The organism is Modestobacter italicus, assembly GCF_019799965.1.
Taxonomy (GTDB): domain Bacteria; phylum Actinomycetota; class Actinomycetes; order Mycobacteriales; family Geodermatophilaceae; genus Modestobacter; species Modestobacter italicus_A.
This window is the reverse complement of the sequence record NZ_JABGCJ010000004.1, coordinates 186,649-199,770: the sequence shown is the minus strand read 5'-3', so window position 1 is coordinate 199,770 and position 13,122 is coordinate 186,649. Positions and strand designations below refer to the sequence as shown.

At 73.6% G+C, this 13,122-nt stretch carries 11 protein-coding genes; 4 read left to right on the top strand and 7 right to left on the bottom strand.

What is annotated here, in order from left to right; genetic code table 11:
* The first annotated feature begins 43 nt into the window (after window positions 1-43).
* The 3 genes from dnaJ to HLA93_RS11470 are packed head-to-tail and all read left to right on the top strand — an operon-like array spanning window position 44 to window position 2,294.
* Complete coding sequence (dnaJ, locus tag HLA93_RS11480) at window positions 44-1,288, top strand: molecular chaperone DnaJ (protein ID WP_222194512.1); 1,245 nt, start codon at window positions 44-46, stop codon at window positions 1,286-1,288.
* Window positions 1,285-1,716, top strand: a complete 432-nt coding sequence (locus HLA93_RS11475) for a heat shock protein transcriptional repressor HspR (protein ID WP_222194511.1) — start codon at window positions 1,285-1,287, stop codon at window positions 1,714-1,716. The genes dnaJ and HLA93_RS11475 overlap by 4 nt, the downstream gene beginning before the upstream one ends.
* Before the next feature lie 44 nt (window positions 1,717-1,760).
* On the top strand, window positions 1,761-2,294 hold the full coding sequence (locus tag HLA93_RS11470; protein ID WP_308128071.1) for a MarR family winged helix-turn-helix transcriptional regulator: 534 nt from the start codon (window positions 1,761-1,763) through the stop codon (window positions 2,292-2,294).
* 105 nt (window positions 2,295-2,399) lie between these two features.
* Here the strand turns inward: HLA93_RS11470 and HLA93_RS11465 are convergent, their stop codons facing one another.
* From HLA93_RS11465 to aceB, 4 genes are all read right to left on the bottom strand, one after another.
* Window positions 2,400-3,803, bottom strand: a complete 1,404-nt coding sequence (locus HLA93_RS11465) for a (Fe-S)-binding protein (RefSeq protein ID WP_246626407.1) — start codon at window positions 3,801-3,803, stop codon at window positions 2,400-2,402.
* Window positions 3,803-5,065 (bottom strand): FAD-binding oxidoreductase, encoded by a 1,263-nt coding sequence (locus HLA93_RS11460; RefSeq protein ID WP_222194509.1) that lies wholly within the window; start codon window positions 5,063-5,065, stop codon window positions 3,803-3,805. Before HLA93_RS11460 ends, HLA93_RS11465 begins: the two co-directional genes overlap by 1 nt.
* A complete protein-coding gene (locus HLA93_RS11455; protein WP_222194508.1) occupies window positions 5,065-6,621 on the bottom strand; it encodes an FAD-linked oxidase C-terminal domain-containing protein in 1,557 nt (518 codons plus the stop codon). The genes HLA93_RS11460 and HLA93_RS11455 overlap by 1 nt, the downstream gene beginning before the upstream one ends.
* Window positions 6,622-6,717: 96 nt before the next feature.
* Complete coding sequence (gene aceB / locus HLA93_RS11450; protein WP_222194507.1) at window positions 6,718-8,319, bottom strand: malate synthase A; 1,602 nt, start codon at window positions 8,317-8,319, stop codon at window positions 6,718-6,720.
* 204 nt (window positions 8,320-8,523) lie between these two features.
* Between aceB and HLA93_RS11445 the strand changes: the two genes are divergently transcribed.
* A complete protein-coding gene (locus tag HLA93_RS11445; protein ID WP_281425273.1) occupies window positions 8,524-9,351 on the top strand; it encodes an IclR family transcriptional regulator in 828 nt (275 codons plus the stop codon).
* On the opposite strand, the gene HLA93_RS11440 is transcribed toward HLA93_RS11445, so the two are convergent.
* The 3 genes from HLA93_RS11440 to HLA93_RS11430 form a co-directional block, all read right to left on the bottom strand.
* Window positions 9,332-10,114, bottom strand: a complete 783-nt coding sequence (locus HLA93_RS11440) for an enoyl-CoA hydratase/isomerase family protein (protein ID WP_222194506.1) — start codon at window positions 10,112-10,114, stop codon at window positions 9,332-9,334. The genes HLA93_RS11445 and HLA93_RS11440 overlap by 20 nt on opposite strands.
* The gene (locus HLA93_RS11435) at window positions 10,111-11,322 is read right to left on the bottom strand and encodes a CaiB/BaiF CoA transferase family protein (protein WP_308128070.1); all 1,212 of its coding nucleotides are present in this window, start codon (window positions 11,320-11,322) and stop codon (window positions 10,111-10,113) included. The genes HLA93_RS11440 and HLA93_RS11435 overlap by 4 nt, the downstream gene beginning before the upstream one ends.
* 161 nt (window positions 11,323-11,483) lie before the next feature.
* Entirely contained in the window at window positions 11,484-12,995 is a 1,512-nt protein-coding gene (locus HLA93_RS11430; protein WP_222194504.1) for an SLC13 family permease, read from the bottom strand.
* Window positions 12,996-13,122 lie beyond the last annotated feature (127 nt).

Sequence of the window (13,122 nt, the reverse complement as noted above, 5' to 3'; positions counted from 1 at the left end):
GCCGGACCGCCCCGTTCCCAGCCCAGCAGAGAGGAGGCGTCCGATGAGCAGCACCCGGGACTTCATCGAGAAGGACTACTACGCGGCCCTGGGCGTCGCCAAGGACGCCGATGCCGCGGCCATCAAGAAGGCGTACCGCCAGCTGGCCCGTGAGCTCCACCCGGACAAGAACCCGGGGAACACCCGCGCCGAGACACGGTTCAAGGAGGTCTCCGAGGCCTACGACGTGCTGTCGGACCCCAAGCGGCGGGCCGAGTACGACGAGGCCCGCCGGTTGTTCGGCAGCGGTGGCTTCCGGCCGGGCGCTGGTGCGCCGGGCGGCGGGTTCCCGGGCGGGTTCCCCGGTGGCGGCGCCGGTGCAGGCCAGCCCTTCGACCTCGGTGACCTGTTCGGCGGCGCCGGTGCCCCCGGGGCCGGCGGCCGCGCCGGTGGGCTCGGTGACCTGTTCGGCGGGCTGTTCACCGGCGCCGGTGCCCCCGGCGGTGCCGGGACGGCCCGCGGCCGCAGCCAGGCCGGCTCCGGCCCCGCACGGGGCCAGGACGTCGAGACCGAGGCGACCCTCGCCTTCGACGAGGCCGTGCTCGGGGTGACCGTCCCGCTGCGGATGCAGAGCCCGGGCACCTGCCCCACCTGCTCCGGCAACGGCGCCCGCCCGGGCACCAGTCCGCACACCTGCCCGGTGTGCAACGGCGCCGGCGTCACCAGTCGCAGCCAGGGTGCGTTCGCCTTCTCCGAGCCGTGCAAGGAGTGCCGCGGCACCGGCTCGGTCGTCGACGACCCCTGCCCGGAGTGCCGGGGCAGCGGCGTCACCAACCAGACCCGCACCATCACCGTCCGGATCCCGGCCGGCGTCAAGGACGGCCAGCGCATCCGGCTGGCCGGCAAGGGCGCCCCCGGCCGGCGCGGCGGCCCGGCCGGCGACCTGTTCGTCGTGGTGCACGTGACCGGGTCGGAGCTGTTCGGCCGCTCCGGCAACGACCTCACCCTCACCGTGCCGGTCTCCTTCGCCGAGGCCGCGCTCGGGACGACGCTGACCGTGCCCACGCTGGACGGCTCGGTGTCGCTGAAGGTGCCGGCCGGCACGTCCAGCGGCCGCACCATGCGGGTGCGCGGGCGCGGCGTCCCCGGCAAGGGTGGCACCGGCGACCTGCTGGTGACCGTGGAGGTCGCCGTCCCCAGCCGGCTCACCCCCGGCGCGCGGGAGGCGATCGAGAAGCTCGCCACCGAACTGCCCGACGACCCGCGGCCGGAGATCACCGCGGCCCTGCGTGAGGGAGGCGCCCGATGACGTTGCCCGGCCCCGGCCGGTCCTTCGCCGAGGACGCGCCGGTGTTCGTCATCTCCGTCGCTGCCGAGCTCGCCGGCATGCACGCCCAGACGCTGCGGCAGTACGACCGGCTCGGCCTGGTCAGCCCCGGCCGCACCGCCGGTGGCGGGCGCCGGTACAGCGCGCGCGACGTGGCGCTGCTCCGGGAGGTGCAGCGGCTCAGCCAGGAGGACGGTGTCAACCTGGCCGGCATCAAGCGGATCATCGAGCTGGAGTCCCGGGTGGAGGCGCTGCAGGGGCGGGTCGCCGAGCTGCTCGACGAGCTCGAGGTCTCCGAGGCCCGCCGGATCGCCGCGGAGTCGGCGGTCTCGGCCGCCTACCGACGCGATCTGGTGCCGCGTACCGCCAGTTCCGCCCTGGTGGTGTGGCGGCCCCGAGGTCAGCAGTGACCGGTTCCGGGAACGCAGGGTCCGCCTTGGACGTGGAGAACCACGTGACCGTCGACAGTGCATCGGGACCGCAGACCGCCGAGGGCGGTGCCGGGCCGCAGGACGCCCTCTTGGACAGCCACGCCGCCTACGTGGCGCTGGAGCGGGAGGTCGCGCTGCTGCTCCGCCGCTCCCGGGCCATCTCCGGCCGCCTGGGAGGTGAGCTGCACCAGGACCTGGACGGCGCGGCCTACGGGCTGCTCGTGCTGCTGGACGACGCCGGCCCGCTGCGGGCCAGCGACGTGGTCGCTCGGCTCGGGCTGGACAAGAGCACGGTCAGCCGGCAGGTGGCCTCACTGGTCGACCTCGGCCTGGTCGACCGGGCGGCCGACCCCGACGACGGCCGGGCGCAGGTGCTGTCCACGTCCGAGGAGGGGCACCGCCGGCTCAGTCGGCTCCGGGACGCCCGCCGCGCCCGCTGGGAGGCCGACCTCAGCGACTGGGACACCGCGGACGTGGCGACGCTCGCGCAGTTGCTGGGCCGCCTGAACCGGCTCGGCGAGGCGCACGAGGCCGAGGTCACCGGCCGCACCGACTGACCGCCGGACGCTCCGCCCTGAGTGGGCGGGGCGTCCGGCGTGACGGTCAGGCCCCGTTCCGAGGCTCGCCCCGAGCTCGCGAGGGGTGAGGAGAACGGGGTCCTTTCAGTGCTGCGGGCCGAGGGTGGACACCGGGAGCCCGCGGATCGAGGCGTCGAGCACCTCGATGGTGTGGGCCAGTCCGATCCGGGTGCCCTGCCGTTCCAGCGAGGACGACACCTGCATGAGGCAGCCGGGGTTCGCCGTGACCAGCAGCTGGGCCCCGGTCGAGGCGATGTTGCGGGCCTTGCGGTCACCGAGCTCGCGCGCGGGCTCGGGGTTCAGCACGTTCCAGATGCCGGCCGAGCCGCAGCAGATGTCGGCCTCCGGGATCTCCTTCAGCTGCAGCCCCGGCACCTCCTTGAGCAGGCTGCGCGGCTGGCTGCGGATGCCCTGGGCGTGCCCGAGGTGGCAGGCGTCGTGGTAGGCCACGGTCACCTCCAGCGGGTGCCGGACGGCGACGCTGCCCAGGTCGGCGAGGAACTCCGAGACGTCCCGCACCTTGCCGGAGAAGGCCTTCGCGCGCTCGGCGTAGTCGGGGTCGTCGGCCAGGACGTCGGCGTACTCCTTCATGCTGGAGCCGCAGCCGGCCGCGTTGACCACGACGGTGTCCACGCCGGCGGCCTCGAACGCGTCGATGGTGGCCCGGGCGAAGGACTCCGCCTCCTCCTGTCGCCCGTTGTGCACCGACAGTGCACCGCAGCAGCCCTGCCGGCGCGGGATGATCACGTCGCAGCCCTCGGCGGCGAGCACCCGGGCGGTGGCGGCGTTGACGCCGGGGAAGAACTCGCCCTGCACGCAGCCGGTGAGCAGCCCGACCACCGCCCGCCGGGTGCCGGTCGCCGGCACCCGCTCGGGCAGCTTCTCCCGCTTCTCCAGCACCGGGGCCAGGCCCTCCATGGCGGCCAGCTTGGGGGCGAGCCGCTCCAGCAGGCCGCTCTTGCGCACCACCCCGGGCAGGCCGCTGGCCTGGTAGGCGCGCAGCGGCCCGCGCAGTGCCCGCAGCCGCTTCTTGTACGGGAACAGCGCGAAGATCGCCGCGCGCATCGCCCGGTCGCCGGGGCTGCGGGTGTGGTGCCGCTCCACCTGGACCCGGGTGGCCTCGATCAGCTTGTCGTACTGGACCCCGGAGGGGCAGGCCGTCACGCAGGCCATGCAGCCCAGGCAGGCGTCGAAGTGCTGCACCATCGTGTCGGTCATCGGCGCGCCCTGCAGCCCGGCCTTCATCAGGTCGATCCGCCCGCGCGGGGAGTCCATCTCCTCACCCCACAGCGTGTAGGTGGGGCAGGTGGGCAGGCAGAAGCCGCAGTGCACGCAGTCGCTGATCAGCTCGGCCGAGGGCGGGTGCTCGTCGTCGAAGGCCGGGCGCACGGTCGGGGTGCCCACGGGCACCGGCCCGGCGCTGAGGGCGTCGGCCTTGCGGGGGTCGCTCTGCGGCTCGTCGGAACGGGCGCGGGTGGACTCGGCCATCAGATGCCTCCGACGAAACGGCCCGGCGCCAGGCGGCGCTCGGGGTCGAACTGTTCCTTCACGCGGCGCATCAGGTCGATCGCCGGCACCGGCCCCCAGGTGTCCACCCCGGCCTTCACCGCGGCCGGCCCGTCCAGGACGACCAGCGACCCGCCGTGCTCGGTGCAGACCGCGCGGGTACGGGCGACGACCGCGGCCACGGCGTCGACCGGAGCGTCGGCGGCGAGCGCGGCGTACAGGACGCCGGCGCCCCCGGAGCCGCGAACGGTGAGCTGCACGCCCACCTCGTCGGCGGCCCGGCGGGCGGCGGTGAGCACCGGCGCCAGCCCGGACAGCGCGCAGGTGAGCTTGAGGCCGGTCGACCCGGCCTGCTCGGTCCACGGCAGCACGCCCCAGCCGGACGGTGGCTGCTCGGCGTCCTCGGTGCCCGCGCCCAGCAGCTGCCGGGCGGTCGCGGTGCGGGCCTCGACCCCGGCGGGGGTGCCCTCCAGCAGCACGCCGACCGTGCCGCTGCCGTCGGCGCGCTCCTCCACCTCGACCGCGGCCGGCACGACCTGGGCGTGCACGACGGCCTGCACCAGGGCGGAGGCGTCCTCGGGGGCGCCGAACGGCACGGTGAGGAAGCGCCGGGCGGCCGGCACGGGGTGCAGCCGGAACACCGCCTCGGTGACCACGACGAGCGTGCCGAACGAGCCGATGACCAGCTTGCCGAGGTCGTAGCCGGCGACGTTCTTGACCACCCGGCCACCGGCCTTGGCGACCACGCCGTCGGCGCGCACCACGGTGCAGCCGATCAGCAGGTCGCGGGCGGTGCCGACGGCGACCCGGCCGGGGCCGCTCGCGTTGGTGGCCAGCATGCCGCCGACGGTGCCGCCGGGGACCGGCTCGTCCAGCGCCAGCCGCTGACCGGCCGAGCCGACCGTCTGCTGCACGTCGCCGAGCAGCGCGCCGGCCTGGGTCTCCACGATCAGGTCGCCGGCGGCGTGGTCGAGCACGCGGTCCATCCGGCTCAGGTCGAGGACCACGTCGGCGGACTCGGGCGGGCGGCCCCAGCCGAGCTTGGTGCCCTGGCCGCGGGGGACGACGGTGAGCCCCTGCGCGGCGGCGGCCCGCAGCACGGCGGCGGTCTCCTCGGTGGAGCCGGGTCGGGCGACGAGGGCGGTGGGCACCCCGTCGACGGCGTCGGCCGCGGTGGCGTCGGCGACCTCGCGGCAGGCGTCGGCGAGGGCGGTGCGGGCGGCGTCCAGGCTGATGGTGGTCATCAGAACGCGTCCGCCAGGCCGGCCTCGACCAGCGGGTGGGCCTTCTTCCGCTTGCCGGGCACCTCGCCGCACAGCCGGGGCGTGGGGAAGACCTTGCCGGGGTTGGAGATGTTGCCCGGGTCGAACGCGCACCGGACCAGCTGCATGGTGTCCAGGTCGTCGTCGGTGAACATCTTGGGCATGTAGGCGGCCTTGTCCACGCCCACTCCGTGCTCGCCGGTGATCGCCCCGCCGTGGGTGATGCAGAGGTCCAGGATCGCGCCGCTGACCTGCTCCGCGGCCTCGGTGGCGCCCTCCTTCTCCCCGTCGAAGAGCACCAGCGGGTGCAGGTTTCCGTCGCCCGCGTGGAAGACGTTGGCCACCCGGACGCCGGAGGACTCCGAGAGCTCCGCGATCGCCCGCAGCACCTCGGGGAGCGCGGTCCGGGGGATCACGCCGTCCTGGACGATGTAGTCGGGGCTGATCCGGCCCACGGCGGCGAAGGCGGACTTGCGGCCCCGCCAGATCAGCGCCCGCTCGGTGGCGTCGATGGCCAGCCGCAGCTCGAAGGCGCCGTTCTCCTGGCAGAACCGCTCGACCAGGGCGTACTCGTGCTCGACCTCGGCCGCGGCTCCGTCGAGCTCGATGACCAGCACGGCGCCGGCGCCGTCGGGGTAGTTGCAGTGCACCGCGGCCTCGGCGGCCTCGATGGCGAGGGCGTCCATCATCTCGATGGCCGCCGGCAGGACCCCGCTGCCGATGATCGCCGAGGTGGCCGCGCCGGCGTCGTCGGTGCTGTGGAAGCCGACGAGCAGGGTGCGCACCTCCTCGGGCAGCCGGACCAGCCGCACGGTGGCGGTGGTGGCGATGCCGAGGGTGCCCTCGGAGCCGACGACGGTGCCGAGCAGGTCGTAGCCGGGGGAGTCCGGCGCCAGCCCGCCCAGCTGCACGAGGTCGCCCTGCGGGGTGACCAGCTCGGTGCCGAGCACGTGGTTGCTGGTGAAGCCGTACTTCAGGCAGTGCGCGCCGCCGGAGTTCTCCGCCAGGTTGCCGCCGATCGAGCAGATCTGCTGGCTGCTGGGGTCGGGGGCGTAGTAGTAGCCCTCACCGGTGGCGGCCCGGGTGACGTCGAGGTTGATCACGCCGGGCTCGACGACCGCGCGCTGGTCGGCCCGCCGGATCTCGCGGATCGTCCGCATCCGGGAGGTGACCACCAGGACGCCGTCGGCCCGGGGGAGCGCCCCGCCGGACAGGCCGGTGCCCGAGCCGCGGGCGACGAAGGGCACCCCGTGGTCGGCGCACGCCTTCACCACGGCGGCGAGCTGCTCGGTGGTCTCGGGGAGCACCACGAGCGCCGGGGTGACCCGGTAGTGGGCCAGGCCGTCGCACTCGTAGGTGCGCAGCTGGGTGGGGTCGGCGATCACCCCGGTCTCGGGCATCACCGTCCGGGCGACCCGGCCGACGGCCTCGATCCCCGCGGCGTTGTCGCCCGCCTCACCGGTGGCCGAGGTCGCCTCGGGCGGGGTGTCGCCGAGGACCGGGCCGGCCGTCGTCTGGGTGCCGTGCGTACCGCTCATGAGGTTCCGCCTTCATTGCCGGACCTGCAGGTTCGTACGTGGTGGTGCGACCCCGGGCGGCCATGTTGGCGAACATGGCCGCCCGGGGGGCGAGCGTCAGGGCATGCGCTCGTAGGCCGGGACGGTCAGGAAGTCGTTGTAGTCGTCGCCCAGGGCCATCTCGGTGAACAGCGCACGGGCATCGTCCCACCGGCCCGAGGCGTACGCATCTCCCTTGGCCTCGGCGATGGCGGCGACCTCCTCCTCGATCACCCGCTGCACCAGCTCGGTGGTGACCGGCTGGCCGTCGCTGAGCGTCACGCCGTTGTGCAGCCACTGCCAGACCTGGCTGCGGCTGATCTCGGCGGTGGCGGCGTCCTCCATCAGGCCGTTGATGCCCGCGGCACCGGAGCCGCGCAGCCAGGACTCGACGTACTGGATGCCGACGCTGACGTTGGCCCGCAGCCCGCCCTCGGTGACCTCACCGGGGGTGGCCTTGACGTTGAGCAGGTCGGCGGCGGTGACGTGCACGTCCTCGCGGAGCTTGTCCAGCTGGTTGGGCTTGTCGCCGAGCACCTTGTCGAAGGCGTCCATCGCCGTCTGCACCATGCCGGGGTGGGCGACCCAGGAGCCGTCGAAGCCGTCGTTGGCCTCGCGGGTCTTGTCCTCGGTGATCTTGTTGAAGGCGAACTCGTTCTTCGCCGGGTCCTTGCTCGGGATGAACGCCGACATGCCGCCCATCGCGTGCGCGCCGCGCTTGTGGCAGGTGCGCACCAGCAGCTCGGTGTAGGCCCGCATGAACGGCACGGTCATCGTGATCGAGTTCCGGTCGGGGAGGGTGAAGTCCTCGCCCCGGGTGCGGAAGGTCTTGATCACGCTGAACAGGTAGTCCCAGCGGCCGGCGTTGAGCCCGGAGGAGTGCTCGCGCAGCTCGTAGAGGATCTCCTCCATCTCGAACGCGGCCGGGTAGGTCTCGATCAGGCAGGTGGCGCGGATGGTGCCGCGCGGGATGCCCAGGTGGTCCTGGCCGAGGACGAACGCGTCGTTCCACAGCCGCGCCTCGAGGTGGCTCTCCATCTTCGGCAGGTAGAAGTACGGCCCCTGGCCGCGGTCGATCTGCTTCTGGCCGCAGGCGGAGAGGTACAGCGCGAAGTCGACCAGGCTGCCGGAGGTCTGCTCGCCGTCGACGGTGATGTGCTTCTCCGGCAGGTGCCAGCCGCGCGGGCGCACGATGATCGTGGGCAGCTCGTCGTCCGGCTTGAGCTCGTACTTCTTGCCCTGCGGGCTGGTGAAGTCGATCGTGCGGTCGATCGAGTCCATCAGGTTGAGCGGGCCGTTGACGACGTTCTCCCAGAGCGGGGAGTTGGCGTCCTCCTGGTCGGCCAGCCAGCACTTGGCGCCGGAGTTGAGCGCGTTGATCGTCATCTTGCGGTCGGTCGGGCCGGTCATCTCCACCCGGCGGTCGACCAGGCCGGGGGCCGGCGGGGCCACCCGCCAGGAGTCGTCCTCGCGGATCGAGGCCGTCTCCGGCAGGAAGTCCAGCGTGCCGCCGGCGGCGAGCGCCTGCACCCGCTCGGTGCGCGCCCGCAGCCGCTCGAGCCGGCGCCCGTTGAGCTCCCGGTGCAGCAGGGCGATGAGGCCGAGAGCCTGTGGTGTCAGGACCTCGTCGAACCGCGGGCCCATCGGGCCGGTGATCTCCACGCCGTCGACCGTGCTCATGACTCTCCCTGGAGGTCGGTCTCCTGCGAGGGCCGCCCGGTGCTCCGGGGCCGCACGCAGTGAGACGCAGCGAACGCACCTTCCGTGAAGCGGAAGGTTCCATCTGTGATGTGGAAAACGTATCCTCGGTCACCAGTCGGGTCAAGACGACGGCGGGGCCAGCATCCCGCCCGTCCGGCCCGGGAGCACCCGCCGGCGGAGGTCATGACGTCCGCCCGGTGGGTGCCCACGACGGAGAGGAACGACATGGCCGACGGCACGGACGGTGGGGTCCAGTCCCTGGAGCGGGCGTTCCTGCTGCTGGAGCTGATGGCCGAGGACGGCGGCGAGGTGGCGCTGTCCCGGCTCGCCGTGGACAGTGGCCTGCCGCTGTCCACGATCCACCGGCTGGTGCGCACCCTGGTCGCCCGGGGCTACGTGCGGCAGCTGCCCTCCCGGCGCTACGTGCTGGGGCCGCGGCTGATCCACCTCGGGGAGAGCTCCTCCCGGACGCTCGGCACCTGGGCGCGCCCGCACCTGAGCGACCTGGTCGACGCCACGGGGGAGACGGCGAACCTGGCGATGCTGGACGGCGACCGGGTCGTCTACGTCGCCCAGGTGCCCTCCAGGCACTCGATGCGGATGTTCACCGAGGTCGGCCGCCGGGTGCACCTGCACTGCACCGGCGTGGGCAAGGCGCTGCTCTCCCAGCTGCCCGCCGGGACCGCCCGTGACCTGCTCGAGCGCGGCGGGATGCCCCGCCGTACCGCCAAGACGGTCACCGACCCCGACGAGCTGCTGGCGCTGCTGCCGCAGATCGCCGCGCAGGGCTACGTGCTCGACGACGGGGAGCAGGAGATCGGCGTCCGGTGCGTGGCCGTGCCGGTGCCGGGCGGCCCCGCCCAGACGGCGATCTCGGTCTCCGGCCCGGAGGGCCGGGTGCCGATGGAGAGCGTCCCGGGGATCGTGGCGCGGCTGCAGGAGACCGCGGCCGCGCTCGCTGCCGAGCTGCACGAGGACGGCGGCCGCGCGCTCAGCGCCCGGTCCAGCTGACCCGGCCGCGGTCCACGAACGCCCGCACCCCGGCCCGGAAGTCCTCGCTGCCGAACACCTCGCGCACCAGGTCGTCGCCGTCGGGCAGCGTGGCCCGGCGCAGCCGGGCCACCGCCTGGCCGGCGGCCTTCGTGCTCAGCGGAGCGTGGGCCAGCAGCGTCTCGATGAGCGAGGTGAGTGCCGGGTCGAGCTCGCCGTCGGGCACCACCTCGCCGACGAAGCCGGCACCGGCCGCGTCGGCGGCCGACAGCAGCTTCGCGCGCAGCAGCATGTCCAGCGTCCGACCCGGGCCCAGGTGGTGCACCAGCAGCGAGTAGGTGTTCATCGACAGGCAGTTGCCCAGCGTGCGGGCGATCGGGACGCCGAACCGGGACGACGCGGTGGCGATCCGCAGGTCGCAGGCGGCGGCCAGCGCCAGCCCGCCGCCGACGCAGGCGCCGTCGACCGCGGCGACGGTGGGCACCGTGACGTCCTCCAGGCGGTTGACCACCCGCTCGATCCGCGCCTCGTAGGCGATGCCGTCGTCCCCGCTGGTGGACTCCCCCGTCCCGAACTCGAGGAACTGGGCGATGTCGGTGCCGGCGACGAACGCCCGGCCGGCCCCGCGGAGCACCAGGACGCGGACCGAGTCGTCGGCGTCCGCCCGGGCGCAGGCCTCCTCCAGGCCCTCGTACATCGCGAAGGTCATCGCGTTGCGCGCCTCGGGCCGGTTGAACAGCACGGTCAGGACGGCGCCGTCCTGGCTGACCTCGAGTTCGCTCATGCCCGGTCTCCTCCCGTGGGTGCCACTGCGTCGACGATCTCGGCCGGGACGCCGGCCCGTTCCAGCACCGCACGGGTGTCGGCGCCCAGTGGCGGGCCGGCCACCCCGCGGACGGCGGGTGTGCGGCTCAACCGCATCGGTGAGCCCAGCTGGCGCACCGGGCCGAGTGTGGGGTGCGGGGCGTCCCAGAAGAACTCCCGCGCGGCCAGGTGCTCGTCGGTGAACACCTGGCCGTAGTCGTTGATCGGCGCGCAGGGCACCCCGGCGGCGTTGAGCGCGGCCAGCAGCTCCGCGGTGCTGCGGGTGCGGGTGCGGGCCTCGATGGCGTCGAGCAGCTCGCCGCGGCGGGCGTGCCGGCGGGTGGCGTCGGAGAGCCCCTCGTCGGCCAGCAGCTCGGGGGTGTCCAGCGTCCGGCACAGCCCGGCCCAGGTGTTGGGCGTGTTCGCGCCGATGGTCAGCCACCCGTCGGCGGTCTGGAAGGCCTGGTACGGCGCCTGGCTCTGGTGCGCCGAGCCCAGGGGCCCGCCGACCTCGCCGGTGGCGAACCACTTGCCGGCCTCCCAGACGGCCAGGCTGACGCCGGCCTCGAACAGCGAGACGTCGATCGACTGGCCGACGCCGGTGCGGTCGCGTTCGCGCAGCGCGGCGGTGACCGCGAGGGCCAGGTAGAGGCCGCAGACCAGGTCGCAGACCGGGACGCCGACCTTGACCGGCTCCCCGCCGGGGGTGCCGGTGATGCTCATGATCCCGCTGCGGGCCTGCGCCATGATGTCCAGTCCGGGCAGCGGGGCCAGCGGGCCGTCCTGGCCCCAGCCGGAGCCGGAGGCGTGCACCACCCGCGGGTTGACCGCCCAGATGGCCTCGGCGTCGAGGCCGAGCCGGGCCATCGCACCGGGCCGGAGGTTCTCGATCACCACGTCGGCGGTCTCGGCCAGGGCGAGGAACGCCTGCTTGCCCGCCGCGGACTTCAGGTCCAGTGCCACCGACTCCTTGTTCCGGTTCAGCCGCAGGTAGGGGGAGCTCTCGCCGTCGACGAACGGCCCACTGGCCCGCACCGGGTCCCCCGACCGCGGGTCCTCGACCTTGACCACCCGGGCACCGAGGTCGGCCAGCTGCATGGCGGCATAGGGGGCCGCCATGAAGACGCCGACCTCCAGCACGGTGATGCCGGTCAGCGGCGGCTGGTCGGTGGGGGTGGGTGTGCTCACGTCTGCCTCCACGGGGTGGCTCGGTCCTCTCGTCGTGGTCCGGACACGACCGCGCCCCGGCGGCAGGTCGCCGTCCGGGGCGCGGTCTGGTGAGGTGCTGGTCGGCCCCGTCCCGGGTCCCGCCGCGAGTGTGCGAGGGGTGGGGAGGACGGGGTCCTCCGTCAGAGCCAGCCGGGGACGATCAGGATCAGCCAGGTGATGAGCGGGATGATCGCGACCATCGAGAAGCCCCAGATCATCAGGGTCCGGAAGGTCTTGTCCCGCTCGGCCTCGGTGGCGTTGGCGACCACGAGGGCGCCGCTGGTGGAGAACGGGCTGGAGTCGACGATCGAGGACGACAGTGCCAGCGCGGTGATCAGGCCGATCGCCCCGATCGCGTTGTCGCCCTGCAGGAACGGCACCGCCAGCGGGATGAGCGCGCCCAGGATGCCGGTGGTCGAGGCGAAGGCCGAGACGACCGCACCGATGTAGCAGATCAGCAGGGCGGCGATCAGCGGGACGCCGAGCTGGGCCACGTTGTCACCGAGCCAGCCGGGCACGTCCTGGTCCTGCATGAGGCCGACGTAGGTGACGATGCCGCAGATCAGCAGCACGGTCGGCCAGGCGATCTGGCCCACGGCGCCCTTGGCTCCGCGCGGGGCGACGATCGAGAGGATCACGCCGACGCTGACGGCCATCAGGCCGATGTCCAGGTCGAAGACGAGCGCACCCACGACCAGCAGCACCAGTCCGCCCAGGGTGAGGGAGCGGTCCCGGTCGAGGCTGGTGACCTGGCCCTGGGCCTCGGGGGCCAGGGCGGTGGTCTGCAGGGACCGCTGGTCGGCGCGCTCGCCGGCCGTCGGGTGCTGGTGACCGGGCTGACCGTGCACGGGCTCGGTGACCCGGCCGCCGGACAGTGCCGCCCCACCGGTGCCGGTGCTGCCGACCGCGGCCCGCTGCGCGCCGTTGCCGCCGCCGGGGATGTCCTCGCCGGTGTCCTCGGTGGCGTCGCCGGCGACCGTGGCGGCCACGAAGTCGTCGTCCCGCTGGTCGGTCACGTCGACCCGGCCACCACCGAGCAGCTTCCGGCCGTCGAAGAGGAAGAAGACGCCGATCGACAGCAGGATGTTGATGACGATCGAGGCGCCCCAGAGGAACAGCGGGCTGCCGGCCAGGCCGTTGTCGTCGACCACGGTGTTGGTGATGACGCCGAAGATCGACAGCGGGGAGAAGCCGCCGGCGGTGGCGCCGTTGATGATGAACAGGCCCATCAGCACCGGGTTGATGCCGTAGCGCCGGGCGAAGGACATGCCGACCGGGGCGATGATCGCGACCACGGCCGGGACGACGCCGCCGATGGCGGTGAGTGCGCCGGTGACGGCGAACATCGCCCACGGGATCGCCGCGAGCCGCCCGCCGGAGCCCTTCACCGCCGCATGGACCAGCCAGTCGACCGTGCCGTTGTTCTTGGCGATGGCGAACAGGTAGGTGACCCCGACCAGGACGACGAACAGCGACCCCGGGAAGAAGCCGAAGACCGCGTCGTCGTAGGTCGGGTCGCCATCGGTACCGAAGATGAAGTACCCGGCGACGAAGGCCGCGACCAGCGCCAACGCCCCCATGTGCACGGGCAGCACCGTGGCGACCAGGAAGATCGCCAACAGGATCAGGATCAAGACGAGCTGTACGGACACCGGCGTCCCCATGCGTTCGTCGGAACGGGCCGCGGCCCGCTCGGTGGCGCTTCCGCGATACGGAAGCGTGTTCTCGCTCAGCGGGGATTGAAGTGGGCGCGACGATCAGTGTCAAGGGTCACAGGAC

What these genes read in the sequence shown, in the direction of transcription:
- dnaJ (WP_222194512.1), top strand. Translation starts at nt 44, where the DNA reads ATGAGCAGCACCCGGGACTTCATCGAGAAGGACTACTACGCGGCCCTG.
- HLA93_RS11475 (WP_222194511.1), top strand. Translation starts at nt 1,285, where the DNA reads ATGACGTTGCCCGGCCCCGGCCGGTCCTTCGCCGAGGACGCGCCGGTG.
- HLA93_RS11465 (WP_246626407.1), bottom strand. Translation starts at nt 3,803, where the DNA reads ATGGCCGAGTCCACCCGCGCCCGTTCCGACGAGCCGCAGAGCGACCCC.
- HLA93_RS11460 (WP_222194509.1), bottom strand. Translation starts at nt 5,065, where the DNA reads ATGACCACCATCAGCCTGGACGCCGCCCGCACCGCCCTCGCCGACGCC.
- HLA93_RS11455 (WP_222194508.1), bottom strand. Translation starts at nt 6,621, where the DNA reads ATGAGCGGTACGCACGGCACCCAGACGACGGCCGGCCCGGTCCTCGGC.
- aceB (WP_222194507.1), bottom strand. Translation starts at nt 8,319, where the DNA reads ATGAGCACGGTCGACGGCGTGGAGATCACCGGCCCGATGGGCCCGCGG.
- HLA93_RS11445 (WP_281425273.1), top strand. Translation starts at nt 8,524, where the DNA reads ATGACGTCCGCCCGGTGGGTGCCCACGACGGAGAGGAACGACATGGCC.
- HLA93_RS11440 (WP_222194506.1), bottom strand. Translation starts at nt 10,114, where the DNA reads ATGAGCGAACTCGAGGTCAGCCAGGACGGCGCCGTCCTGACCGTGCTG.